Below are 25,293 nucleotides of genomic sequence, written 5' to 3' on the forward strand. Positions count from 1 at the left end.
CGGAAAGGCCTCCGGCTCGTCTTGCCTACCCTCACTGCCGGTGACAGGTTCAGACGTTCCATGGCTCAGCGCTACACACTTCCCAACGGACTCACCGTCGTCTTCGAGGAGCAGCACGCGGCCCGGGTGGCCGCCTTCCAGGTGTGGGTCAAGGCCGGCAGCGCCGACGAGCGCCCCGACCAGGCCGGGCTCGCGCACCTGCACGAGCACATGCTCTTCAAGGGCACTGCCCGCCGGGGCCCCGGGGAGATCGCCCGCGACGTGGAGGCCCACGGCGGGGAGATCAACGCCTGGACGTCCTTCGACCAGACGGTCTACCACATCGTCATCGCCAGCCAGTTCGCCCGCATGGGGTTGGACATCCTCGGTGACGCCATCCGCTCCTCCGCCTTCGACGCCGACGAGCTGGCGCGTGAAATCGAGGTGGTGTGCGAGGAGATCAAACGCAGCCAGGACACCCCGGCCCGGCGCGCCTCGAGGGATCTCTTCTCCACCGCCTACCAGGTGCACCCCTACCGCCACCCGGTCATCGGCACCGCGGAGAGCGTGCGCAGCTTCGACCGGAACAAGGTGCTCGAGTTCTACCGGCGGCACTACACGCCTCGCAACCTGGTGCTGTCCGCCGCGGGTGACTTCACCGAGGCGGAACTGCGCCGGTGGGTGGAGGACATCTTCGGCGGGGACTGGGGCCGGCCCTACGAGGGGGGCGTGGCCCGTACGCGCGAGCCCGAGGTGGCCCGCCGCCGGGTGATGCTGCGTCCGGACGAGGTGAAGGAGGCCTACCTCAACCTCGCCTTCCTCATTCCCCAGGCGGACCACCCGGACGTGCCCGCGCTGGACGCGCTGGCGATGCTCGCCGGCCAGGGAGATGCCTCGCGGCTGGTGCTGGAGGTGAAGCGCAAGCGCAGCCTCGTCAACGACGTCCACGCGTACGCCTACACGCCGAGGGATCCGGGCCTCTTCGCCACCAGCCTCACGCTGCCGCCGGCGAAGCTGCCGCAGGCGCTCGAGGAGACGGTGCGGGTGCTGGCCGCCATGCGCACGGGCCTGGTGCCCGCGGACGAGCTGGCCACGGTGAAGGCCCTCATCGAGGCCGAGTCCGTCTACCAGCGAGAGACGGTGCAGGGCCTGGCGCGCAAGATGGGCCACTACCAGTCCTCCATGGGGGACCTGGAGGCGGAGGCGCGCTACTACGAGGCCATCGCCCGGCTCACCCCCGAGCGCATCCGCGAGGTGGCCGAGCGCTACCTGCGCTTCGACCAGGCCCTCGTCACCGGGTTGATGCCCCAGGGCGCCGCCTTCGGCGCGGAGCAGGCCGAGGAGATATTGGACCGGGTGTCGCGCGAGACGCCCGCCGCCCCACCCGAGCGCCGTGCCCCCAGGGCCTCCTCCACCGAGCCCGCGCCGCGCGTGGGCCGCACCTCGCCGGCCTCGCCGGGCCGGGTGGTGGAGGAGCGGCTGCCCTCGGGAGCGCGCCTCATCGTGCGCGAGGAGCGGGCCGTGCCCCTCTTCGCCATGCGTGCCGCCTTCCCCGGTGGCCTGCGCTACGAGACGCCGGAGACCAACGGCCTCACCACGCTGCTCGGCCGCAGCATCACCCGGGGCACGCCCTCGCACGACGCGGAGGAGATCTCCCACCTCATCGACAGCTTCGCCGGCTCGCTCTCGGGCCAGGGCGGGCGCAACTCGGTGGGCCTGCGCGGCGAGTTCCTCTCCCGCCACTTCCAGGCGGCCTTCCGCCTCTTCGCGGACTGCCTCCTCAACCCCAGCTTCCCCGAGGCCGAGGTGACGCGTGAGCGCGCCCTGCTGCTTCAGGACATCCTCACGCGCGAGGACAAGCCCAGTGGCCTGGCGTTCGATCTCTTCGGCCGGACCCTCTTCCGCTCGCACCCGTACCGGCTGTCCCCGCTGGGCGAGCAGGCTTCCGTGGAGCGGCTGGGACCGGACGCGCTGCGCGCCTACCACGCCGCGCACATGGACCCCTCGCAGCTCACCCTGAGCGTGGTGGGCGACGTGAGGGTGGACGAGGTGCTCGCCCTCGCGCACGAGGCCTTTGGCACGTCCCGCGGCCGCGCGGTGCCTCCGCCCGAGATACGGCCCGAGCCGCCCCCCGAGTCCCAGCGCTCGGACAAGCGGGTGCTGGCGCGCGCGCAGACCCACCTCGTCCTGGGCTTCCAGGGCCTGCGGGTGGGCGATGGCCGGCGGCACGCGCTGGAGGTGCTCTCCACGCTGCTCAGTGGCCAGGGCGGGCGCCTCTTCGTGGAGCTGCGCGACAAGCGCTCCATGGCCTACAGCGTCAGCAGCTTCTCCATGGAGGGCGTGGACCCCGGCTACTTCGCCGTCTACATGGGCACCAGCCCCGAGAAGGTGGAGGCCGCGCTCGCCGGCATCCGCGAGGAGCTGGCGCGCGTGCGTGACGAGCCCATCCCCGAGGCGGAGCTCGCCCGCGCCAAACAGCACCTCATCGGCACCCATGAAATCGGCCTGCAGCGCAACGGCGCGCGCGCCGCGATACTCGCGCTGGACATCTGCTATGGCCTGGGCCTGGAGAACTTCCACCACTACGCGGAACGCGTGGCGGCGGTGACGGCCGAGGACGTGCGCGCGGTGGCCCGCCAGCTCATCGACTTCGATCGCGGCGCGCTCGCCATCGTCGGGCCCTGAGCCCCGGAGGCCCTCGGGGCCTCACGCCTTCCCGCAAAAGAAAATCCCCTCTCCCACACCAGGGGGGAGAGGGGATGCGGACTCACCGGGCCTCGTCGGAGGCCCGGCTCACCGTGACTCCGGGCTCAGTCGCAGTTCTCGGAGTTCTCGTGACGGCACTCGTGCAGGTTGCGCGGCACCTCGAGCCAGTACACGTCCGGCGTCACGTTCTTCTGGTCGCGCAGCTTCTCGGTCCTGGGCGCATCACCCGGGTTGGTCACCGCCACCTCGTAGCGGATGCCGCCCGACTTCGACAGCGAGATGATGGGCGGAGCCTCGGTCGGAGGCGCCGACGTCCCACGGCCCTTGTTGGGCATGAACCCGAGCAGCTTGCCCGTGTCATCCGTCACCCGGAAGCCCTCGGACTGATCCGGCAGACCGGTGATGACGTCCGCCTGCCACGAGTAGGACATGTCACCGATGCCCGACAGCGAGCAGGCCGCGGCGCCAACACCCGCGGACGGCGCGAAGCTGGGCCAGAAGACGACGCCCGCGAGCACGGTCGAACCGGCCGCCGTGCGCTCCTGCAGACCGTTGTACCGGACGAACCAGCCCGGTCCCTCCGTCAGACCGCGCTTCGTCGAGGACTTGAGCAGCTCGGCCGCGGGCAGGTAGCGATGCGTGTCGCCCTTGGCGTCCGTGTAGGTCTGGTAGGCGCTGTCCGGAACGGTGACGTCCACCAGCGAGCAGACATTGCCCGCGCCGCAGTCGAAGCCAGGCGTGTCCGTCACGCGCAGGCTGTCGAACGAGACCGCGGTGGCCTCGCTGTTGAACTTGCGCGCCGCGCCACCGTACGCGTGGAAGCCGAAGTAGCGGTTGCCCACCACCAAGGCGTTGTCGGCGGCGGCCAGCTTCAGGTCACCGTGCGTGCTGGTGTTGAGGTTGGCCTTGGTGCACGTCCACATGCCACTGGACTTGGTGCACGAGGACTCGGTCTTCGTCGTCACCGCGTACGTGCTGCTGCCGATGGAGGAATCGGGGCAGCTGATGGTGAGGTCCGTCAGCTCCATCTTCGAGGAGCCGCACGTCGTCGCCACGGCGCCGTTCCACTTCTCGTCGTTGGTCACCAGCTGGCCACCAGAGTACTGGAGGGTGCTGGTGCGCCGCCGGCCGTTGATGTCGGCGGAGAACTCGGCCCTCACGTCGCACTTGAGCCGGATGCAGGCCAGCAGGTCGTCCGGACCGCAGTCCGCGCCCGGCGTGGTGCGCATGTGCTGGCGGTCGCCAGTGCCCACGAAGCTGCGCAGCCAGCCCGTCTCCGGCTGCAGGACGTTGGAGGCGACGTGGAAGATGGGCGCCTTCTGGTAGGCGTTGCGCGGCCCGTTGGACGAGCCGTCGTCACGCGCCATCTCCAGCGAGCGCGAGCCGAACCAGTTCGTCACCTGGCCACTGCCCCCCACCTTGCCCGGCTCCCAGAAGCGGAACGTCCACGCCTGGCCGCCCATGTCGCCGACGACCATCGTGTCGAAGAAGCCGTCCAGGTCGTACTGCACGTTCTCCGCCTTGCCGATGTCCACCAGCGAGGCCGAGGCCACCACGGGCTGCATGTGGTTGAGCACTTGCTGGTAGGCGGAGGTGGTGCCGCTGTTGGTGGGGTGGGCCTCGGCGGACCACAGCGTCTCACCCGACCAGGCGTCCACCATGTACACGCCGCGGCCGCGCGAGAGGTCCGGGCTGTAACCACCGTTGAGCACGGCGACCCACCGCTCCTCCCAGCCACGGCTGGTGTTGGGGGTGGGACCGCTGGTGGCCTCCAGGCGCACCGGCCCGATGGGCGCCGGCTTGGGCGCGAAGTTGGACCAGGACTGACCCATGGTGGACGACACGGGGTCGCACGCGTTGGGGAACATCCAGCGGAAGGGCTTGCCGTCCACCTTCAGCATCTCGCGCGGATCCGTCACGTCCAGGCCCACGTAGCGCTGGCCACCGCCACGCTCGGTGATGACGGCGAGGGTGCGGAACTCATCCGTCTGCTTGACGCCGTCCTTGGCACCCGCCAGGCCGTCCGCCCAGATGTCACGCACCATGGGCGTGCCGTCCACGAAGTACTCGTGGCCGTTCACCAGCAGGCCCAGCTTGGGCAGCAGGTCCGGCGGGATGAAGGCCCACATCTCCTGGCCGGTGCCGATGTCGTAGACGTCGTCCAGGGCGCTCGTCTTCTCCTTGTTCAGGGCCGTGCCCACGTGGATGGCGTGGAGCATGCCACCGTTGGAGCCCACCAGCGCGATGCGCTCGCGCTTCGCGTACTTCTCCCGGAACTCGTCATACGCGCCGTACTTCACCGTCGCGCTGCGCTCCGGCGACATGGGCGTGGGCCTGTAGCAGGGCTTGGCTCCGCTCGTCGCGCACAGCGGGTCGTTGGTGACGGAGGTGGAGAAGTCCTCGTAGAGCGTGGACACGCACTGGCCGCTCAAGCCCAGGCTGCACAGGAAGGGCTCGGCGGGCGGCTCCACCGTCACGGGCGTGGAGTGGAAGATGTCCGCCAGCTTGCAGGACTTGGCGGGGTTGTCCGCGCACGGGCGCTCCGTCTTGAAGGACTTGCAGGTGTCCCCGGAACCGTCCAGGCACGTCTCGGTGACCTCGATCTGCGTGAGGTTGGACTTCAGCTCGAAGACGTTCATGCCGCGCACGTAGCGGATGAGCTGGGTGGCGCAGTACTTCTGGTCCGCCTCGGTCCCGTTCCACGCGCCCTTGTTCTGCTTGGCGAAGAGCGTGACACAGAAGGAGTCACCGCCCGACAGCAGGGTCTTCTTGAGCTGGTCGACGTTGCTGACCTCGAACGCGACGGGCGGGTTGTCCGCGTCGGTGTACTTACCGTCGTTGTTCTTGTCGACGAGCGTGAAGATGCAGCGGCCACTGGTCGGATTGAGTGGGTCGTTGCGGTTGCACGACTCGTGCGCGCTGCGGTTGCCGACCGTCTCACCGAAGTCCCAGAAGGGCTGCGCCGGGGTGCCCCCCTCCAGCTTGCCATCCGAGTTCACCGAGGCCGTACGGACCTTGACCCAGGTGCCATCCACGTTCTCCTGGACGATGTTGTCGCTCGTGAAGTTCTCGATGTTCGGAGCTCCGCCGGAGAAGCCCGCCGGCTTGTCCAGGAAGAAGGTGTCGTCGCAGTCCTTGTCGTCGTTGAGATCGAACGGATCCCCCGCCGTGCTCTTGGCCTGGACGTCACTGCAACCCTGGGCGAACTCGCTGAAATAGAAGAAGCGGTAGAGGTGGCCCTCGTAAGGCTGACCGCGGCGCGGGATGAAGCGGGGCACGTACACGGACGACTGCATGCCGCCCGCCTGCACGCTGGAAATGTTGGCCGAGGCGAACGCGGTGGACAGCTGCTTCAGGTCACCGAGCGCGTCGGTGATGTGCGTGCGCAGCTCATCGGGCTTCTTGGCGGTGTAGAACTTGCCCTTGCCGGCCATGGCGATGCTCTGGAGCATGGGGCTCGAGTCACCGTAGCCGATGGTGTACGTGCGCATCGACTGCGTGCCCGGCATGTCGTCGCGCAGGTCCATGTTGGCCATGAAGAAGGCGACGTCGTCCATGAAGTTCTTGTTGCCCTTGCCCAGACCCGTCGGCCAGTTCCACGCGTTGTAGTCGCAGTCCTCCTTGGTGGCCTTGGTGCCGGTCGCGGGGTTGATGAACTGGTCGCAGTAGTTCACGCCACCCACGTTCCCGTTGTTCTCGGGATCGACCGGGTTGAACGTGAGCGGGGTGCCGTCCGGATGCTTGACGCCCTTGGCGATCAGCAGCTCCATCATCTTGGTGATGGGCACCGAGTTGTCGTAGAGCGGAGCGCCGTCCGCCAGCACGATGACGGAGTTGACCTGGCAGCTGAAGCACACGGACTTGCGGCCGTCCCACGGCGTCTCCCACGTCTGCACGCCCTTGACCCACTCATCGCTCTGAGTGGCCCAGAACTTACCCTCCGTCATGCCCGTGTAGACGGTGTCATCGTACGTGCCGCCGTTGCAGCAGCCCGGCCAGCCCCAGCCCGGGTTGAGCGGCTGCTTGAACCAGTTGAGCCACTTGTCGTCCTGGCGCTGCGAGGAGAAGTAGGCGCCCAGGCCGAACAGGGCCTCGCCGATGGAGCGCTCGTTGTTGCGGAAGATCGCCTGGTTGACGGCGGCCTTCAGCTTGGGCCGGTCGAGCTGGTCCTCGTTGATGACGGGGAAGGACTGATCGCAGCTGGGCCGCAGCGGCTCGAGGAACTGGGGCGGGTCATACCAACCATTGTTCGGACCGAAGGTGGCCACGCCCATGCGCACGTTGGGCGCGCCGGAGATGACATCCTTCAGCACCTTGCGCGCCACCACGAACTTGGGCGGACGCACGTTGAGCACGCGGCCACTGAGGACCCACTTGCGGTACGCCTCACGCGGAAGCGGCGGCTCGTCGAACGCACGCTCGGGGCCGTTGTAGCCGTAGGGCGACCACTCCGTCGGGTGCGTCACGAGCGGGCCACGCCACCAGCCCTTCGTGGACAGACACGACACGCACTCGTTCAGGATGGCGGGCTTGTAGTAGTACTCGTTCTTCCAGTTCAGCGCGCTCCAGCAGGCCGACAGCGCGTCCCCGGTGCCGTCCGTCCCGCGGTTGTCGAAGTGCATCGAGGCGGGGGACTCATTCACCACCATCGACACGCGACGGCCACGGGACTGGTAGAACAGGTTCGGGTTGAAGAACTGGGGCGAGGTGGTGCTGAAATCGGCATCCGCGTCGTAGGGGATGGAGCCGTTGAGCAGCGGATCCGAGCTGTTCTTGTCGAACCAGCTCATCGCCGAGACCAGCCCCGAATCCGTGCAGCCCAGGCCGACGTTGAGACCGGCGAAGCCATCGGCTCCGATCTCATCGGACCTGTCCACACCGGGAGGGGTCGGCACGGCGCCCGCGTCTCCGTTGACCTCGGGCAGGAAGTCCACGAAGTCCTGCATCGAGTCGTTGTTGCCGAGCAGGAAGATGGCGCTGGGCGGGCTGGAGGGGATTTCGAAGAAGTCCTTGTCGCCTCCCACCGCGGGGCTCATCATGGAATCGCCCATGGAAGCGCCGCCCGTACAGCAGGCGGCCAGCTCCGGCAGCGGCACGCTGCCCGAGCGGCTCTCCAGGGCCAGGAATCCCACGCCCCCCGCCACCACCACTCCTGCGGCCAGTCCCAGCCGGCGGCCCCAGGGCCGCTGCAGGGTGCGTCGTATGGTGTCGAAGTCGATGCGCATCATGAATGGCTCCTAGAGACCGAACCGCACAACGAACTCCACTTCGGTCCCACGACCGTTTTCGTCCAGGCAGTGTACGGTAATTTTATGCGGAACACCGCCAAACGTGGTTTTCCCGACGGTATTCGTCAAATCCCTCAGCGCCCGCCGGTCACCGCCCGCCTTCGATTGGACGGCGGTGATACCGCTCACACCGGTCACTGACACCTGCCCGATGTGGCCACTGCGCGCACAATGTGTACCTTCCTGCCCCGGGGGGCAGTTCTTGTAGGCCTCCAGCGCGCTGAGGTCCGAGTTGAGGTCCACGTTCACCGGCTTGAGCTCCACGGGCTTGCCATCGAGGAGGCTGAAGCGGGAGAGCATGTACTGGCGGCCCGCGTCCGCGCACGCGAGCAGCTCGTCACCGGTGCGCTCGTTGCGGGCCGCGCCCAGCTCGCTGTGGGAGAACGTCACCGCGGCGGCCGCCAGCAAGCTGATGACCGCCAGCAGCACCACCACCAGCAGCAGAACGGAGCCGCGTCTGTCGAGGCGTCTCATCATGTCGAATCCTCCTAGCCACCAGCGCAATTGAAATCGTCCTCGGGGAGCACGCCCTTACAGGCGTTCGTGGCCGAGTCCAGTGAATAGACCGGGATGGGCATCTCCGAGGAGCGCATGTTACGCACCTGGACGGACATCTCGGAGAGGATGCGCCGGAAACCATAGGGCGCATCCAGCTCGGGCCGGTCCGCGAAGGCGGGAATCTTGTTCATGACACCGGGGGCGATGCCCGAGTCACGGGTGCTGGTGCGCGCCACCAGGGCCACACGCACGGCGCGGATGTTGGCCGGGCTCCCCGGGTCCAGCGGCTCGTTGTAGGGGGGGTAGAAGGGATTGGGCGGATTGGCGGCGGGGTTCAGAGTCAAGATCGTGCCGTCGGCGCTCAAGAAGGTGAGGCGCATCGCCTCGATGTCCTCGGCCACCGGCTCGCCGAACGCGTCCGGGTCCTTCTCATCCAGCCCATGCCGACGGAACAGGTAGGGCCGGCTCGGCGTGCCCGGACGGCCATCATCGTCGATGAGCTGGATGGAGTAGTCGTAGACGTCGATCTTGAAGACGTTGATGGCCAGCCCACCCGAACCCGCACCGAAGCAGAAATGGTTGAAGTCATTGAGGGTGGGGAAGGCGCCGGTCCCCGGCTCGAGCTGCACCATCATGGCGCCCTTGGCCGCGGGCACGCTGAGCCGCGCATAGGTCACGGCGAGCGCACCCGGACACACCACCTGGAGGATCTGCCCCTTGCGCAGCGCCGTGGGCAGCCCGCTGGTCAGGGTGATGTTCGTGCTCGACAGGCTGGCGGCGACCGCGTTGAAGGCCGGGTCGCGCATGCGGAAGACGAGCCGGTCCGAGCGGTTGCGGGTCGCGTCGTCGCGCCAGCCGGCCGGGAAGTCGAAGGCCAGGTGCGGCTCGATGCCGTAGCCGGCCATGCGCAGGTTGCGCACCACCATCTGGTGGGTCTGCCGCAACGAGGCCTGACCGCCGCGGATGCCCGCCTGCGTGTAGAAGGACTGGGTGTAGCCGATGAAGGCGGCGGAGACCGCGAGCACCGTGACGAACGTCACGGCGGTGCCCACCAGCAACTCGATGATCGTGAAACCGCGCTGCCGCCGCATCACACACCTCCCATCTGGATGCGCATCGCCTGCGTGGTGACGACACGCTGCTCGCCCGCCTCGGTGTACAGCACCTTCACCCAGATCTGCATGCGCCGCACTCCCAGGCGCACGTCCTGCAGACGGACGATGTAGAAGCGCGAGAACTTGGTCTCCACACCGCTTTCGTCGGTGAAGGAGGGCGTGCGCAGGCCGCCGAACTTCTCGGGGCCCAGCATCATGATGGTCTCCTCGCCGTGCATGCACTCCAGGTAGGTGTCGTAGTCGCCGGAGGTGGGATCGAGCAGCTTGTGGTCCTTGTCCAGCGGATCATCCGCGCACAGCGGGTCGGACGCGCCGAGCCGCTGGTCGGTGAAGTCCCAGAGTTGAATCTGCTCGGCCAGGTCATTGGCGATGTCGGTGGCCTGCATGAGCCGGCGTGCCTGGCCGGTGGCACTGCGCGCCTGCACGAGCGCGCCGAGCAGACCGACCAGGCCCACGAGGAACACCACCGCGGCGATCAGCGCTTCGATCGTCGTGAAACCATTACGTGCGTGGAAAGGAACTCGTCGCAGCATGGGAGTCACCTCTAGGGCGATACCGATTTCGTCGTGTGCGCGTTGGCCGAGAAGGTTCGCACGAGGCCGGTATTGGTGATGACGACGGCCTGGGCGTTCTCGACTCCGCCACCGCCCGTCGGCAGGAAGGTGATGGAACCGGCGCCAGCCGGCAGCCGATTGCCCTCGGCGTCGGCGAGCACCACCGAGCCATCCGGCTCGAAGAAGACGACGCCGCGCAAGGGCTGGCCCACGCCGTCCCCCGTGCAGAAGGTGCACGCCACGTCGTTGGGGACGAAGCAGAAGGGCGGAGGGAAGGTGTCGGAGCCCGTGGTGGGGCCCTGGGCCAGGCCGATCTTCGCGTCCATCAGCGAGGTGCAGCCCGCGTGCGCCACCGAGCCGACGGCGCCCTTGAAACCATCCTTCAGCACGCGCACCGACGGGTTGAAGTGCCCCGAATCGAGCAGCGGGAAGTAGTCCTTGCCCGCGGGCGCCGGGGGCGTGCCGGGCTTCAGATCCTTCAGGCTGTTCCAGGGCGTGTCGTGCAGCACTTTCGCCAGGTTGGACCAGGAATCCACCACCACCCAGTACTCGATGGGGTTGCCCACCGCGTACTTGTCCGCGTTGATGATCACCGCCACGCGCTGGTTGCGGCCATAGGCGTGGGAGCGCGCGCTCGAGAGCACCGCGGCGAACTCCAGCGCGCCTCCCGTCAACCGCGTACGCTGGGGGAGCACCTCCAGCGCGGCGTAGGAGAGCGCGGCGAGGATGCCCACAATGCCCAGGGCAGTCGCCATTTCCACCAGGGAGAAGCCGGCATTGCGACGGGTACGCTTCATAGGGAGTCCATCAGCAGGCGCCCCCGTGAGCCATCACCATCCTCGACCGGGCGCCCAGAAACGGGTCTGAATCCAATTGACCTTCTACTGGTCCTCTGCGGGGCAGCTTACCGCAAATTCCGACGGTGGATCATCGCATCCTGGGCACCCCAGCGGGAGAGGCGACGGAGCGAGCACTCGCCTTGGGAAATTTCTTTCCCCGCTGGAGCCATCCCGGCATCTTCCGGCAAGCAACGCCAGACGCGGGAAGGGCGCAATGACGGGGACGTACCAGACACTCACGGTGGATCTGCCGGAGACGGAGTCGGAGGCGGCGCAGGATCTGCTGCACGAGGCGGGGGCGATGGGACTGGAAGTGAGAGACCGGGAAGGTCCCACCATGCCAGGAGTGCGAGCGCCCGCGGTGGGCGAGTGCATCCTGGTCGCCTACTTCGAGGACGCGCAGACGGCGGAGGCGGCCCGGGCGGAGCTGGCCGAGGCCTTCCCCTCGGCGCGAATGCAGCTGGCCGAGGAGCAGCAACAGGACTGGAGCAACGCCTGGAAGGCGCACATCAAGTCCGTGCAGGTGGGCCGGCTGTGGGTGGGTCCACCCTGGGAAGCGCAGAACGCCCCCGCCGACAAGGTGCGACTCGTCATCGAGCCGAAGATGGCCTTCGGCACCGGCGACCACCCCACCACCTCGCTGTGTCTGGGTGCGGTGGACGACTACATGGCCACCCATCCGGGTGCGAGTGTGCTGGATGTAGGGACGGGTACGGGCGTGCTGGCCATCGCCGCGAAGAAGCTGGGAGCGGGCCGGGTGGTGGGCACGGACAATGATCCGGTGTCGGTGGAGCTGGCGAAGGAGAACGCCCAGGACAACGGCACACCGGACGTGGAGCTGTCCGGCAAGGAGCTGACGGCGGTGGAGGGCACCTTCGACCTGGTGGTGGCCAACATCCTCGCCAACACGCTCATCGAGCTGGCCCCCCTCATCGTCCCCAAGGTGAAGGACAAGCTGCTGATGGCGGGCGTGCTCGCGCACCAGAAGGCGGAGGTGGAGGCGGCGTACGTGAACCTGGGACTGGTGCCGGAACCCGGCGCCCAGCAGGGCGAGTGGGTGCGGCTGGACTTCCACCGCGCGAAGTAGCCCGGCTCAGGGGCGCGGCTTAGAGTCGCCCCCATGCTGAAGCCCCACACCCAGGCGTTGTTCGACGAGTACACCTCGTCCCATCAGCACCCCACCAATCGCCTCACGCACAAGGTCGCCATTCCCCTCATCGTCCTGCACATCGTCGCCATGCTGGACTGGGTGCACCTGGTGTCCTTCCCCCTCATGCCCGGTGGCGAGCTGACCCTCGCCCACGTGGCCTGGGTGCTCGCGTCCATCTGGTATCTGCGCGCTGATGCGAAGCTCGGGGGCATCGTCTCCGTCGCCATCGCCTTCTGCATGCCGCTCGGCCGGACCCTGCCCGGCTCGCTCGTCGTCGCCATCGCCATCTTCGGGTGGCTCGTCCAGCTCGCCGGCCACGCCGTCTGGGAAAAGAAGTCGCCCTCCTTCTTCACCAACCTCGTCCACGCCCTCGTCGGACCCCTGTTCTTCGTCGCCCTGCTCACCGGCGACTACAAGCTCGGGGCGCAGGCCCAGACCGCACCCCAGTCCGCCAGGTAGGAAACCCGGCTCAGGGGAGGGTCGACGCGGCCGGGGCGGAGACGGCCGGACCCCGCCCGCGGATGCGGAGCGAGAAGTCGTCGCGCCCCTGGGCGGCGAGCGCCAACGCGTTGATGAGGTGGCGCTCGCGCGTCCGGGCGAGGTCCACGTCGGTGTCGATCAACCCCAGCTCGAAGGCGAGCTCGTCCGAGTAGGCGGGAAGCAGGGTGCGGTGGTCGTAGGGGACGTTGGTGGCGCTGACCTTCTCGAGGTGGCGCACGAGGTTGGTGGTGCAGTTGTTGGTGAGCGAGTCGTAGAACTCGGGCCGCTGCTGGAGGTCGTTCATCCGCTGAACCATGTCGAGGAAGAAGGCGGTGGTGCGCTCCTTCGACGCGCGGATGGGATGGAGGTAGACGTCGTCGCGGCGGTAGTTGCTGCGGAGCTGGACCAGGTCGCGCTCGTCACCGACGACGTAGGTGAGCTCGAACTGGCGGAACAGGCCACCGACCGCCGAGAACGTCTCACCGCGCTCGCGGCGGATCTCCACGGAGAAGACCAGGAAGCGATCTCCGGAGAACTCGAAGCTGACCATGGTGTGGGCGGCGCCCTCGAAGCCGGAGAAGGGCTCGACGATGAACCAGGCGCGGACGAGCTCGTGGGTGTCGTAGGTGGCGGAGTACCAGGCCTCGTCCCAGTCGGTGGTGCTGCGATAGCGGAAGTCGCGCAGGTCGTGGAAGGTGACGCGGGAGCCCTGGATGTCGGCTCGCGCGGAGCGGATGAGATCCGGCGCCCAGTCGCGGGTGAGCGAGGGCCGCACGGTCCGGGTCCAGGCGAACACGCAGACGCAGAGCACGGCGAGCACGCCCAACGCCCTCCCCCGGGACCCTCGGCGCCAGGCGACTCCCACGGCCACGACGAGGAGCAGGGCCACCCCATACCGCCACCAGGCGGGCCCCTGGGGTCCCACGCCGGTGAGGACGACGGTGGACACGAGCCACGTGAGGCCGAGGGCGAACAGGACGAAGAGACCGACGGTGCCGGCACGAGCGAGAAGACGCATGGACCACCAGCATCGCAGGTGTGCCGCCGCTTTGCCTCGCTCCCGATGGCTCGTCCGCCCCCCATCCCTCCTCTACGGGAGGCTCGACGGGTTGGCGGAGACCCCTGGCCGCCAGAGATTGACGGGTAGCAGACCTCCACATCCCAGGAGTCCACCATGGCAGGCAAGTTCAGCGGTCCCACGCCCCCCGCCCGGGGCTACACGGAAGCCGTCACCCAGTCGCGCGGGCCCACCGAACAGGCCGGGCGCGGTGTCCCCGACGAGCGGCGTGCCTTCTCCGAGCAGCGCGAGGGCCACTTCCCGGGCAACGCGGACGACGACACCGTGACCGGCCGCAAAGCGGGCTACGGGGCCGACCCCGGCAACACGCCTCCCGGCTCGGCGGTCGAGGCGGCGAGCGGCTCCGAGGACGCCGGCACGGAGAGCGACGAAGCACCCAGCGGTCGCGTGCAGGGCGGGTAGTGCACACACAGTAGAGGACTCATGCCAGGACAGGCCCTCTCGCGACTATTGGATCGCCTCCCCTTCGGGAGGAATGTCATCGACGGAGTCCCCGTCGCTCCACCCCAGCACCTGCCGCACCGCGAACCCACCCGGGTCTTCCAGGGGTTCGACCCGCTGCCACCGGCGGACGGTCCGCGCCAGCTCGGGACGGGCGACACGCTGCTGGTGCACCACCCCCAGCCGCGCCCGACCCGCGACCACCTTCTCCGGGTGATGACGTACAACATCCTCCTGGGTGGAACGCACCGGCAGTTGCTGGAGCGCTACTTCATCGAGCTGGAGACGAGCGGCCGGATGCCGGACGTCATCGCTCTCCAGGAGGCCAGCCAGCCCACCGCCATGGAGCTCGCGCGCGACTACGGCTTCCACGTCGCCTACCACGGCCGCGACATCGGCGGCCCCGTGGTGAACGGCAAGGCCATCCTCAGCCGCCACCCCATCCTCGAGGCCGCGCACTACACCTACGCCTTCCCCGAGGAGGCACGCGCGGCGGCCATCGCCCGCCAGGGCTTCGTGGGCGAGCTGGACGAGGACCGGGGCGCCCTCTTCACGCTGCTCCAGGTGTTCGGCCAGACGGTGGCCCTCTACTGCGTGCACCACACCCTGGGCGACAGCGGCATCAACGCCGGCCAGCTCTGGCAGCTCCAGGCCGTCCTCCACTCCCGCGACGGCGTGCCCTCCATCGCCCTGGGCGACTTCAACGCCAACATCAACGTCAAACACCACTACTCGCTGCTGCCCAACCCCCTGCGCAAGCACGAACCCACCGAGACGGTGAAGGACTACGAGTCCCGCTACGGCGACGTGCACCCCAGCGTGGGCGACTGGGGCGTGGGCAACATCGCCGACGTGCGCGTGCGCCGCGCCCTCCACGCGCTCGAGCACGAGCTGCCGGATCCGCTCCACCGCGCCCGCGAGCGGCGCGTGCGGCTGCCGGACGGCACCTTGCTGAGTCCGGAGGAGGCCCGCGAGATGCTCGTGGCCGGCAAGGTGCCCAAGGGCTCCCCGCAGTGGCTGCGGCTCCAGGACGTGGCGGACCTGTCCACCCTCAACGCCCTGCCCGACGGCACGGGCGTACCCCCCGCCACCGGCAAGCGCTTCGACACCTTCTTCGCCTCCCGCCAGCTCGAGCCCTTGCTGCTGGAGGTGGACCACTCCACCGAGGCCTCCGACCACCTGCCCTCCTTCGCCGACTTCCAGCTGCGCGACACCCGCCACTGAGTCCGCCCTGGTGGGGACGGCGGCTTCCTGCTGAAGTCGCCCCTCCCCCTTCAGGAGGAGAATCCCGCCGTGGTCCGACTCTTCGTCCCGCTCCCGGAGCCCACCCCCTCCGAGGTGACGCTCACCGGCGAGCGGCGTCACTACCTCGTCCACGTCCTGCGGCTCGGCGAGGGCGCCTCGCTCGAGGTCTTCGACGGCGCGGGCCGCTCCTGCCAGGCGCGCGTGGCCTCGGTGGACGCGGACGCGGTGCGCCTGGAGCTCGGCGAGGCCCGGCACGCTCCACCCCGGCGCCAGGTGCACATCCTCCAAGGGCTCCCCAAGGGCGACAAGCTGGAGTGGGTGCTGCAGAAGGGCACCGAGCTGGGCGCCACCGCCTTCCACCCCGTGGCCGCCGCGCGCAGCGTGGTCAAGCTCGAGCCCAAACGCGCCGAGGAGCGCACCGCCCGGTGGGCGAAGATCGTCGAGGAGGCCGCCCGCCAGTGCCGGCGCGATGACGTGCCCGTCGTCCACCCCCCTCGCCCGATGGTGGAGGCGGCACGCGCGCTCGCCCCGGGCACCACCCTGCTGGTGCTCGACGAGGAGGAGTCCGCCGTCCCCCTGGGCGAGGCCTTCCGGAGCAGCGCCCCCGGCTCCCCCGTCGCCCTCGTGGTGGGCCCCGAGGGCGGACTGGCCCGCGAGGAAGTCCAGGCACTCCGGGCGCTCGGTGGACGTCCCGTCACCCTGGGCCGGCTCATCCTCCGCACCGAGACGGCCGCGCTCGCCGCCCTGGCGGTGATGGCGCACCTGGATGGGGAGCTCGGTTAGACGGGGCGCATGCCCAGGCGCCGGGAGGACGAGCGCCCGCCGCTCGCTCCCTGCCTACCCGGTGGCTCCATCCCTATGTTTCCTCCGCGACAGCGACTTCTTCCCAAGGTCCGCAGAGAGGGATTCATGGACGCCATCTTCGCCTACATCGCCATCGGACTCGTCGTGGGCGTCATCGTGCGCATTGCCTTGCCTCCGGCGCCGCAGGTGGGGTTCTGGGGGAGCGTGTTGCTCGGCATGGTGGGAGGACTCATCGGTGGGCTCATCGGCTCGACCCTCACCCCGAATGGGGCGCTCTACGCCCTCCATCCGGTGGGCGTCACGCTGGCCGTCATCATCTCGGCCCTGATCACTGTCGGAGTGACGCTGGTCACGCGCCGCCGACGCTTCGGATGATGCCTCCTCGACGGTAACCAGGCGGGGAGCCCTGGTTTCCCGGTGGTTTTCTTGCCCCCGGCACGGAGAGGGCGTTTCATGGTGCTACAGCTCTCTCCAGCCCGGAGGAACGTTTGTCCAAGTGCTTGAAATGCGGAGCTCCGCTGCCGCCCGTCGGGGAATGCCCCACCTGCGCCGCCGCGACCCAGCCCGCGGCCCGGGCCATCCCGAGTCTCCTGGACAAGGAAATCCAGATCGACCGCCGCCGTCCGGATCGCGAAGCGCCGGCGCCCGCCCCCTCCGCGCCCCCGGGAATGATGGCCCGCGCCCCGGTTCCTCCCGGGATGAATCCGGCGAACCCGCAGGGCCCGCGTCCCCAGGCCCCGGCTCCGGCCGCGCCTCGCGCTCCGGGTCTGCCCGTGATGCCGCCGCGCCCGCAGGCCCCGGCCGCCCAGATGGCCCCGGCTCCCGCGCCCCGTCCCCAGGCCCCCGCGGCTCCCGCCGCGCCTCGCGCCCAGGCTCCCGCGCAGGCCGCCGCGCCGCGTCCTTCGGCCCCGCCCCAGGCGACTCCCTCCTTCAACCTGCCCGGCGTCGCCGCTCCGGCTCCGCGCCCGTCCGCCCCGCAGCCCGTCGTCGAGAGCGCCGCGGCTCCCGCCCCCGCTCCGCGACAGGCGTCCGCTCCGGGTCTGCCCGTGGTGCCTCCGCGCCCGCAGGCCGTGGCCCAGCAGGCGGTGGCTCATGCACCGCGACAGGTGGCCGCGGCCGAGGAGGAGGCGTCCTTCTCCGTCGATCTCGATGAGACCCTCGACGAGAGCGAGCCGGTCACCCTGCCCATGGGCGCCCCCGACAACCCGGCGCCGGTCCGCGCCGCTCCCGTCAAGGCTCCCGCCCTCCCGGAGACGGGCGTGACCGAGGTCCACGCGCGCCCGGCCTCGCTCTGGCGCCGGCTGCTGGCCTTCACCATCGACACCGGCGCCATCGGCGGAGTGGCGGCGCTCTACCTCATGCTCGCCTCCAGCGTGGCCGGCGTGCAGGCGCCCCAGACGGGCCTCTCGGGGTTGGATGCCTTCGTCATCCAGGTCCGCGCGCTCCAGTCCGTGCTGGTGCCCGGCGCCGTCCTCCTGCTGGTGCTGTCGCTCGTCTACTGCGCGGTGGCCGCCTTCCTCTGGAATGGCCGCACCCTGGGACGCCGGCTGCTCGGCTTGCGGCTCGTGGACACGCATGGGATGGCTCCGGCTCCCGGCCGCGCCGTGGTCCGCGCCATGCTCGCCAGCCTGTCCTTCGGACTCTTCCTCGCGGGCTTCTGGATGGCCCTCTTCGACCGCCGGGGCCAGACGCTGCACGACAAGCTCACGTCCACCTACGTGGTCCAGCCGAGCTAGTCCCCGGGCGCACCGGGTCTGGAGAGCAGGCAGGCGGCGCCCTTCGTCCTACACACCCCAGTTGGAGTCGGATAGAAGTCCCTTTCGGATACATCTACCCCCTTCTCCAGAGGAGAAACGGCAGGGACTTCCCGGTTTTTGAAGGATTCGTTGTGCCTGCCGGCCGCGGCTCTAAGATGCCGCGTCCCCCCATGCCTTCCCATCTTGCCCATACCCTGATCGCGCAAGGCCTCCTCTCCAGGGACAAGGCCGAGGAAGCCCTGCGGCATCAGGTAGCGCAGGGTGGCACCATCGACACCGCGCTGCTGGAGCGCCGGCTGCTGCCGGAAGCCCAGGTGCTGCAGGCGCTCGGAGATGCCTCGGGGCAACGCCCCGTCAACCTCGCCGACTTCGAGCCCAACGCGGACGTCGCCTCCTTCATCCCTCCGAAGATCGCCGAGCGCCTGTGCGTGGTGCCGCTGTCGCTCGACGGCAGCACCCTGCACGTGGCCTGCGGCTACCCGGTGCCCCAGAAGGAGCTGGACGAGGTGGGCTTCCTCCTCGGCAAGGCCCTGGAGCTCTGGGTGGCCACCGAGGTCCGCATCCGCGAGTGGATCTCCGTCATCTACCGGCAGCCGCTCGCCCCGCGCTACGCCACGCTCCTCGCCTCGCTCGACCCCGCGGCGGCTCCTCCCCCGGCGCCACCGCCCCAGGTGCAGGCCCAGCCCGCGCCGGCCCCTGCTCCGGCTCCGAAGCCCGCCGCCACCGCCGCTCCGGTCCCGGCTCCGAAGCCCGCCGCTCCGGCCCCCGCGCCGAAGCCCGCCGCCCCCGACGAGTCCGCGCTCACCATGGAAATGGTGGAGCGGCTGGCGCGCTCGGTGGCCGCCGAGCCCGTCGCGGTCGAGGAGCCGAGGCCCATCGCGCCGCCCGCACAGCCGCAGCGCACCAGCGCGCCCCCGGCCCCGCACGCCGCTCCCGTCCAGCCCGCGCGTCCGGCCGCCAACACCGCGCCCCCGGTCGCCGCGCCGCCTCCGGCCGCCATCCGTGAGCCGCTGCGCCTGAACATGTCCGAGCCCGCGCGTCCCGCGGCTCCGGCCCAGCCGCTCCAGGCCCAGCCCGCTCCCGTGGCACGCCCCGCGGCTCCGCCTCCGCAGGCCCAGCCCGCGGCTCCGGCCATCACGCGTCCGCCGGTGCAGCCGCAGGCCCAGCCTCCCGCGCCCGCGCCTCAACCCATCGCCGCCTCGGGCGGTGCCCAGCCGCGCCCGATGCTCGAGCCGCGCGCTCCGGCGGCCGCCGCGCCGCAGTCCCCCCGGGACGACGTGCCCGACTGGACGCTCGCGCAGGCTCGCGCCGCCCTCAAGGAGTCCACGAGGGACCGCGACCGGCTCATCGACACCGCCCTGCGCTTCGGGCGCCGCACCTTCGACTACGTGGCCGCCTTCGCCGTGTTGCGCGGCGCGGCCGTGGGCTGGGACGCGCGCGGCGAGGGCCTGGCGAGCGACAAGCTGTCGCTGGTCTCCGTCCCGCTCGATGCCTCCAGCGTCTTCCGCACCGTGGCCATCACCCGCGGCAGCTACGCGGGCCCCATGCCGCCGGACAGCCTGACGAAGCACTACCTGGAGCTGTTCGGCCGCCAGCCGCCCCGGACCCTCTTCCTCTACCCGGTGGAGGTGCGCGGCCGGCTCGTGGCCGTCCTCTATGGCGACTGCGGGCAGAAGCCCATCAGCCAGCGCCGCCTCTCCGACTACATCCTGTTCTGCCAGGACCTGCCCGCCGCCTTCCAGGAGCTCATCCTCTTCCGCAAGCAGAGGCTGGGGGAGCTGCGCAACTCGCTGGACTTCGACGTGGACGTGGACGAGCAGCCCGCCGCCAGCACCGGCACGGCCCCGAGCGCCCCGCCCCCCGCGATGGCCGCGGGCCTGGGGTGGAGCCCCTTCGTCACGCGCTCCGCCAACGCGCTGGGCCGCGCCGCCGCCATGGCGCCGCTGGTCATGTCCCAGGAGGAGCGGCCGCCCCCGGACTTCGGCCCCATCCTCAAACGCCTCACCGGCCCGGACGCCAACCAGCGCTCGAGCGCCATGGCCGAGCTGGCGCGCTCGCCCGAGGCCAGCGCCAAGGTGCTCGCCACCCACTTCCCCGGCCCCACGGCGTGGAGCCGCCTGCCGGTGGTGGACCTGCCCGAGGCCGACGAGCTGGGCCCCATCCCCGGCGCCCTGTCGCGGCTCGGCCGGCCCGCGGCCCAGGCGCTGGCGCCCCTGCTGGACTCGAGTGACGCGGACACGCGCTACTTCGCGCTCCTCACCGCCGGCAGCCTCCCGTACGCGGAGCTGGTGGACGGGGTGCTGCGCGGCCTCTTCGACTACGAGCCGGACATCTCCAGCGCCGCGCGCGTGGCCGCCGCCGCGCTCAAGCACCTGCCGCGCCTGGACGCCGCGAAGAAGGATCTGCGTCAGGAGCTGGGCAGCCGGGACGCGCTGAGGCGCTCGCTGGCCGCGCGGGCCCTGGGCACGCTGCACGACCGGGAGGCCATCGAGGGCCTCATCAACCTCACCGGCACCGACGACGAGATGTGCGCCCAGGCCGCCGCCGAGGCGCTGCGCGAGGTGACGCGCGCCACGTTCGGCCTGGACAAGCGCGCGTGGACGGCGTGGTGGACGGACAACCGGCAGCGCCGCCGCGCGGACTGGCTGGTGACGGCGCTGCGTCACCCGGAGCTGGACATCCGCCTGGCCGCCATCGAGGAGCTCAGCCGCGGCATCAACGACACGCTCGGCTACTACGCGGACGCCCCCGAGCCCGAGCGCGAGGCCGCCGTGCGCCGGTGGGAGAGCGCGGTGGCGGACCCCGCCCGTGCGCGTCGGCTGGCCCTGCTCTGACGCGGTGAGGACGAGGGAGTCATGACGAGCCAGGCGTGGATCAGCCTCGGGGCCTGCGCGGGGCTGCTGGCGCTGGCGGGCCTGGCGCTGGTGCGCGTGGGGCGCAGCCCGATGGCGCTGCCGCTCTCGGTGCTGTGCATCACGCTGTCCACGTGGAACTTCGCCGACTTCGCGCTGGCGCACTCGGGTGAGCCGGGCTGGCGCATCATGGCCCTGGCCGCGGCGCTGATGAGCGTGCCGTCCGCGCTGCACTTCATCCTCGCCTTCGTGGGAGAGCGGCGCCGGCTGGCGGTGGTGATGTTCTCCAGCTACGGCGTCTTCGGGGCGATGACGGTCACGGCGCTGGCGGCGCTGGGCTCGGCGCGCGTGGCCCAGGTGGTGAGCTCGCGAGGCTTCGCGCTGCTGGTGCTGGCGTTCAGCGGGCCGCTGCTGCTCGGGGGCTTCGGCCTGCTCACCCAGCACCTGCGCCGCGAGGTGCGCTCCACCGAGCGCACCCGGGCGGGACTGCTGCTCACGGGACTGGCGCTGCTGGTGACGCTGCTGAGCACGGACCTGGTGGCGGTGCTGGGCCAGGACGTGCCGCGCCTGGGCAACCTGGGCACGCTGCTGGGCCTGCCGGCGATCGCCGTGGTGGCGCTGCGCCTGCGCCTCTTCGGACGGGATTTGTCCAACGTCCACGCCATGTACGCGCTGCTGCTGGCGCTGATGGGCGTGCTGTCCTACCTGGCCGTCTTCCAGTTGTTCGCCGCGCAGTACGGCGCGCTGGTGGTGGGGACGGCCGCCATCACCCTGGTCCTGCTGGCCACCATGCGCCGGGGCGTCATCGCCTACGTGGCCCAGCGCGAGCGGCTGGAGCAGATGGCCACCCTGGGCCGCTTCTCCGCGCAGATGGCGCACGACCTGAAGAATCCCATCGCCGCGCTCAAGGGCGCCGCGCAGTACCTCAAGGTGGAGCACGCCCAGGGCCGTCCCTGGGACGACAAGGGTGACTTCCTGGACCTGCTGCTGGAGCAGGTGGAGCGGCTGGACCGGGTGGTGAGCACCTACCAGCGCCTGGGGAGGGTGGAGCCGTTGCGAGCGCCGCTGGACCTGAACGAGCTGGTGGCGAGCGTGCTGTCCCTGCAGGCCTTCACCGGACGCCCGGAGGTGCAGCTGCGGCGCGAGCTGGCGGTGGATCCGCCGCGCTGCTCCGGGGATTGGGATCTGCTGGCCAACGCGCTGGAGAACCTGGTGCGAAACGCCTTCGAGGCCATGCCGCGCGGAGGCACCCTCACGGTGCGGACCCAGGTGGTGGGTACGGGCCTGGTGCTGAGCGTGGAGGACACGGGCGAGGGCATGAACGTGCGCACGCGCGAGCGGGCCTTCGACGACTTCTACACCACCAAGGCCATGGGGAGCGGACTGGGGCTCGCCTTCGTGCGGCGGGTGGTGGAGGCCCATGGCGGACAGGTCTCGCTGACGAGCCACGAGGGGCGAGGCACCACCGTGACGCTGCGCCTGCCGGCCTCCGAGGCACCCGCCGGTGTGCCCGTATCCGGACAGGGCGCTCCCTGGCCGAGCTGCTGAGGAAGACTCGCGGCCGGACGCGCTCCCTCCTCTCACAAAAAGCACCGGGTCACTCCTTCCAGCGGGAGGCGCGCCGCCAGCGAATCCGCACGGCCGCACGCCCGTCCACCGGGCCGCGTGGGGCTCCCATTCCACCCCCCTGGAGCCATGATGAACCCGTCCGTCGGCCCCCTTCCCTTCGAGGCGTCTCACCCCCCCACCCTGCTCGTCCTCGAGGCGAAGACCGGCCAGGGCCGCCGCGAGCACGTGGACACCTGGCTGCGACAGGCCCGGCGGCGAGGGGCTCGGACCTGGCACCTCTCCTGCGACTTCGACGAGGACGGCCCGTGGGCGGGACTGCGACAGCTGCTGGGCGAGCTGCTCCCCGAGTTGCGGCGCGGCGCGCCCGAGCTCGTCAGCCGGCACGACTACGAGCTGCTCACCGTGCTCCCGGCCCTGCGGCGCGAGATGGAGGTGCGCCATGCCTTCCTGACGGACTCCTCCATGGGAGACGAACGGGTGCGCAACTACCCCATGGATCGCGCCTTCCACGTCATCCACGGGCTCGTGGAGATGCTGGCGGACTGGAACGAGCGCTCGGGCGCCGCCCCCTGGGTCATCGCCTGTGAGGCGTTCGACCGGGCCAGCACGCTGGTGCAGCGCTTCTTCCTGGAGCTCATCCGCCGCCGTGGCCAGCGGCTCCAACTCACCCTGCTGCTCACCGTGGAGCCTGGAGCCAGCCAGGCGCTGGCCGATGTGCTCGCGACCGGAGCCACGCCCCCCCAGGTCGTGCACCTCCCGCTTCCGGACGAGCAGCCTTCCCGGTTGCCTCCAGAAGAGGCCCACCGCCGCGCCGAGGCGCTGTCACGACAGATGGGAGACGATCTCATCGAGCAGGAGCTGCACCTGCCGGAGCTGATCCGCCTCTGGGAGCAGGCGGAACAGACGGACAGCCTGCGCCGATGTCGCGCGATCGCCTTCGGGCTGGCCAACCACTACGGCCTGTACACGGACGCCCTGCGCTACGGCCAGAAGCTGCTCGACGAGCTCGACGTGCTCGAGCGGGAGGATCCCGAGACCTTCTGGATGGCCGTGGGCAACCTGCTGAACTGCTATCTCGCCTCCGGGAAGCCGACCCAGGCACTCGAGCTGGCATCGAGGATGGAGGCCCACCTCCACGACCCGGCGAAGCTGTTCCGCATCCACTACGTCCTGGCCATGCTGTACGGGCGCTTCCTGCCGAAGGCGGACCTGGACAGGGCCGAGGCCTACCTGGAGCAGGCGTTGACCGAGCTGGAGGCGGCCCACCTGCCCGCCGTGCAGTACCACTTCCACCACGTGTTCAACCGCAACGGGTTGGCGCTCATCCGCCACCGGCAGGGGCAGGCCTGGGAGGCCATCGCGCTGTGCCAGCAGGGAGCCGCCCGGCTCGAGGCGCACCTGGCGCCCCACCAGCACCGGCTGCACCGCTCGGTGCTCCAATACAACGTGGCGCAGGTCTACGCCGCCATCGGCGAGCCCGAGCAAGCGGTCGCGCAGTACACGGCGGCCATCGAGATGGACCCCCACTACTCCGAGTACCACAACGAGCGCGGCAGACTGCTGATGCGGATGGGCCGGCTGGAGGAGGCGCTCGCGGACTTCCGGCTCGCGGAGGAGCTGAGCCCGCCCTACCCCGAGGTGCGCATCAACCTGGGGCAGAGCCTGCGCCTGCTGGGACGCATGGCGGAGGCCTTCGAGGCGTACAGCAAGGCGCTCGACCTGAATCCGGGCTGGCTGCTGGCACGCATCGGCCGCGCACAGACGGCCGAGGAGCTCGGACGAACGGACGAGGCGGTGGCGGACTACACCGCGGCGCTGGAGCTCGAACCGGCCCAACCCCTGGTGCTCGCCAACCGGGCCACCCTGCACTACGAGGCAGGCCGGCCCGAGGCGGCCCTGACGGACCTGAACGCGGCGCTCGCGCTGGCGCCCGAGGTAGCGGACCTCCACCTCAGCCGAGCCCGCGTCCTGAGCCTGCTGGGCCACACCGCGGCGGCGGCGGAAGCGCTGCGGACGTACCGGCGCCTCTCCCCCGAGGAGGAGGAGGAAATGGAGCTCGAAGCCGGAGCGATGTGACCGACCCGCATGGCAGTCCTGCTCGCCTGCCCTCCAGCCCGCCGAGGCCACGTCCACGACACATCGCGGCACGAAGCGCGCACAGTCGCCACCCTTCCAAGCGACACGGGCCAGACGGTTCTGGCCTCCCACTTTGGGAAGGGAGACGTTCAATGGATGCCATCGCGCTCCTGAAGGCGGACCACAAGACGGTGGAGACGCTCTTCCGCAAGTTCGAGCAGGCCGGCCGCAACGCGAGGAAGCTCAAGCGCAAGCTGGTGGATCAGATCGTCCGCGAGCTCGCCGTGCACGCGGTCATCGAGGAGCAGGTCTTCTACCCGGCGGTGCGGAACAAGGCCGAGGCGCTGGAGGACGAGGTGCTCGAGGCGCTCGAGGAGCACCACGTGGCCAAGTGGCTGCTGAAGGAGCTGGAGAACCTGCCGCCGGAGGCCGAGCGCTTCGACGCCAAGGTGAAGGTGCTGATGGAGAACATCCGCACGCACGTCTCCGAGGAGGAGAAGCACCTGTTCCCGCAGGTGCGCAAGGCCTTCAGTCCGAGCGAGCTCAAGGACATGGCGGAGGCGCTGATGCTGGCGAAGAGGGCGTCTCCGACGAGGCCGCACCCGCGCGCGCCGGACACGCCGCCGGGCAACCTGGTGGCGGGCGCGGTGTCGTCCGTGCTCGACATGGGCAAGGACGCGATGCGGGCCATGCGCCGCAAGGCCGAGGACCTGTCGCCCCTGCCCTCCACGAACAAGCGCACCCGCAAGGCGCGCGCCCGCAAGGGCGCCTCGAGCAGCACGCGGCAGGCGGGCAACGGGCATGCGCAGGACCTGAGCCCCGAGTCCTCGTACCTGATGTGAGCGGCCCCTCATCGGGCAGC

18 protein-coding genes are annotated in these 25,293 nt (G+C 70.2%); 12 read left to right on the forward strand and 6 right to left on the reverse strand.

What is annotated here, in order from left to right; genetic code table 11:
• Positions 1-60 precede the first annotated feature (60 nt).
• Positions 61-2,664, forward strand: a complete 2,604-nt coding sequence (locus JRI60_RS42765) for a M16 family metallopeptidase (protein ID WP_204221822.1) — start codon at positions 61-63, stop codon at positions 2,662-2,664.
• Positions 2,665-2,789: 125 nt separating this feature from the next.
• Here the strand turns inward: JRI60_RS42765 and JRI60_RS42770 are convergent, their stop codons facing one another.
• From JRI60_RS42770 to JRI60_RS42790, 5 genes are read right to left on the reverse strand one after another with little or no spacing between them, the layout of a single operon-like run.
• Positions 2,790-7,913: a hypothetical protein gene (locus JRI60_RS42770; protein WP_204221823.1), complete on the reverse strand. Its 5,124-nt coding sequence runs from the start codon at positions 7,911-7,913 to the stop codon at positions 2,790-2,792.
• 9 nt (positions 7,914-7,922) lie between these two features.
• On the reverse strand, positions 7,923-8,450 hold the full coding sequence (locus JRI60_RS42775) for a PilX N-terminal domain-containing pilus assembly protein (protein WP_204221824.1): 528 nt from the start codon (positions 8,448-8,450) through the stop codon (positions 7,923-7,925).
• 11 nt (positions 8,451-8,461) lie between these two features.
• Entirely contained in the window at positions 8,462-9,562 is a 1,101-nt protein-coding gene (locus JRI60_RS42780) for a prepilin-type N-terminal cleavage/methylation domain-containing protein (protein WP_204221825.1), read from the reverse strand.
• A complete protein-coding gene (locus tag JRI60_RS42785; protein ID WP_204221826.1) occupies positions 9,562-10,119 on the reverse strand; it encodes a type IV pilus modification PilV family protein in 558 nt (185 codons plus the stop codon). The genes JRI60_RS42780 and JRI60_RS42785 overlap by 1 nt, the downstream gene beginning before the upstream one ends.
• An 11-nt stretch (positions 10,120-10,130) precedes the next feature.
• Positions 10,131-10,937, reverse strand: a complete 807-nt coding sequence (locus tag JRI60_RS42790) for a pilus assembly FimT family protein (RefSeq protein ID WP_204221827.1) — start codon at positions 10,935-10,937, stop codon at positions 10,131-10,133.
• 256 nt (positions 10,938-11,193) lie between these two features.
• Here JRI60_RS42790 and prmA point away from each other — a divergent pair, with 256 nt between their 5' ends.
• Together prmA and JRI60_RS42800 are read left to right on the forward strand one after the other, a co-directional pair.
• Positions 11,194-12,066 (forward strand): 50S ribosomal protein L11 methyltransferase, encoded by an 873-nt coding sequence (prmA, locus tag JRI60_RS42795; RefSeq protein WP_204221828.1) that lies wholly within the window; start codon positions 11,194-11,196, stop codon positions 12,064-12,066.
• A gap of 33 nt (positions 12,067-12,099) precedes the next feature.
• Positions 12,100-12,588 carry a DUF962 domain-containing protein gene (locus tag JRI60_RS42800; RefSeq protein ID WP_204221829.1) on the forward strand — a complete coding sequence of 163 codons (489 nt, stop codon included), beginning with the start codon at positions 12,100-12,102 and terminating at the stop codon, positions 12,586-12,588.
• 10 nt (positions 12,589-12,598) lie between these two features.
• Here the strand turns inward: JRI60_RS42800 and JRI60_RS42805 are convergent, their stop codons facing one another.
• Complete coding sequence (locus JRI60_RS42805; RefSeq protein ID WP_204221830.1) at positions 12,599-13,627, reverse strand: DUF4105 domain-containing protein; 1,029 nt, start codon at positions 13,625-13,627, stop codon at positions 12,599-12,601.
• 156 nt (positions 13,628-13,783) lie between these two features.
• Here JRI60_RS42805 and JRI60_RS42810 point away from each other — a divergent pair, with 156 nt between their 5' ends.
• The 9 genes from JRI60_RS42810 to JRI60_RS42850 all read left to right on the forward strand — a co-directional run bounded on the left by JRI60_RS42810 (position 13,784) and on the right by JRI60_RS42850 (position 25,273).
• A complete protein-coding gene (locus JRI60_RS42810) occupies positions 13,784-14,089 on the forward strand; it encodes a hypothetical protein (protein WP_204221831.1) in 306 nt (101 codons plus the stop codon).
• A 21-nt stretch (positions 14,090-14,110) separates the two neighbouring features.
• On the forward strand, positions 14,111-15,352 hold the full coding sequence (locus tag JRI60_RS42815; protein WP_204221832.1) for an endonuclease/exonuclease/phosphatase family protein: 1,242 nt from the start codon (positions 14,111-14,113) through the stop codon (positions 15,350-15,352).
• A 69-nt stretch (positions 15,353-15,421) separates the two neighbouring features.
• Positions 15,422-16,156 carry a 16S rRNA (uracil(1498)-N(3))-methyltransferase gene (locus JRI60_RS42820; protein ID WP_204221833.1) on the forward strand — a complete coding sequence of 245 codons (735 nt, stop codon included), beginning with the start codon at positions 15,422-15,424 and terminating at the stop codon, positions 16,154-16,156.
• A gap of 126 nt (positions 16,157-16,282) precedes the next feature.
• Positions 16,283-16,552: a GlsB/YeaQ/YmgE family stress response membrane protein gene (locus tag JRI60_RS42825; RefSeq protein WP_204221834.1), complete on the forward strand. Its 270-nt coding sequence runs from the start codon at positions 16,283-16,285 to the stop codon at positions 16,550-16,552.
• 113 nt (positions 16,553-16,665) lie between these two features.
• Positions 16,666-17,913, forward strand: coding sequence for an RDD family protein (locus tag JRI60_RS42830; protein ID WP_239470059.1), 1,248 nt, complete (start codon positions 16,666-16,668; stop codon positions 17,911-17,913).
• 191 nt (positions 17,914-18,104) lie between these two features.
• Positions 18,105-20,768 (forward strand): FrgA protein, encoded by a 2,664-nt coding sequence (locus JRI60_RS42835; protein ID WP_204221835.1) that lies wholly within the window; start codon positions 18,105-18,107, stop codon positions 20,766-20,768.
• 21 nt (positions 20,769-20,789) lie between these two features.
• The gene (locus JRI60_RS42840) at positions 20,790-22,334 is read left to right on the forward strand and encodes a sensor histidine kinase (protein ID WP_204221836.1); all 1,545 of its coding nucleotides are present in this window, start codon (positions 20,790-20,792) and stop codon (positions 22,332-22,334) included.
• Positions 22,335-22,484: 150 nt separating this feature from the next.
• Positions 22,485-24,431: a tetratricopeptide repeat protein gene (locus JRI60_RS42845; RefSeq protein ID WP_204221837.1), complete on the forward strand. Its 1,947-nt coding sequence runs from the start codon at positions 22,485-22,487 to the stop codon at positions 24,429-24,431.
• Positions 24,432-24,583: 152 nt separating this feature from the next.
• Positions 24,584-25,273 carry a hemerythrin domain-containing protein gene (locus tag JRI60_RS42850; RefSeq protein WP_204221838.1) on the forward strand — a complete coding sequence of 230 codons (690 nt, stop codon included), beginning with the start codon at positions 24,584-24,586 and terminating at the stop codon, positions 25,271-25,273.
• Positions 25,274-25,293: the final 20 nt, after the last annotated feature.

Source organism: Archangium violaceum, from assembly GCF_016887565.1.
GTDB lineage: Bacteria > Myxococcota > Myxococcia > Myxococcales > Myxococcaceae > Archangium > Archangium violaceum_B.